At 63.3% G+C, this 387-nt stretch carries 1 protein-coding gene; it reads left to right on the top strand.

The features are described from left to right. Nucleotides 1-20: 20 nt before the first annotated feature. Nucleotides 21-387: alkaline phosphatase (locus OC23_RS06560; RefSeq protein ID WP_038343702.1), on the top strand; the 367-nt coding region annotated here is incomplete at its 3' end.

The following is a 387-nucleotide window of genomic DNA, read 5'->3' as shown; positions in this document are numbered from 1 at the left end:
GTAAGAGGGAGAGGGCAATCATGAACAAGCAATCGAACCGCATCTTCCGCGCCGGCCTGGTGGCACTGGCAGCCGCGGCCTGCGCCCAGGCGCACGCCGCCGGTGAAGCCAAGAACGTGATCTTCTTCCTGGGCGATTGCATGGGTCCAACCACCGTCACCGCCACGCGCATCTACAAGGTGGGCGAGGCCGGCAAGCTGACGATGGAATCGCTCAAGCGCACGGCGCGCATCAAGACGTACTCCAACGATGCGCAGACCACCGACAGCGCGCCGTCGATGTCGGCGTACATGACCGGCGTGAAGATGAACAACGAAGTCATCTCCATGTCGGCCGACACCAAGGCCAGCGATGCCACGGGCAAGGGCTACGTGAGCGGTGCAGACA

It is taken from the genome of Acinetobacter sp. A47, from assembly GCF_000805455.1.
Lineage (GTDB): Bacteria > Pseudomonadota > Gammaproteobacteria > Pseudomonadales > Moraxellaceae > Acinetobacter.
This window is presented reverse-complemented; position numbering and strand designations above follow the sequence as displayed.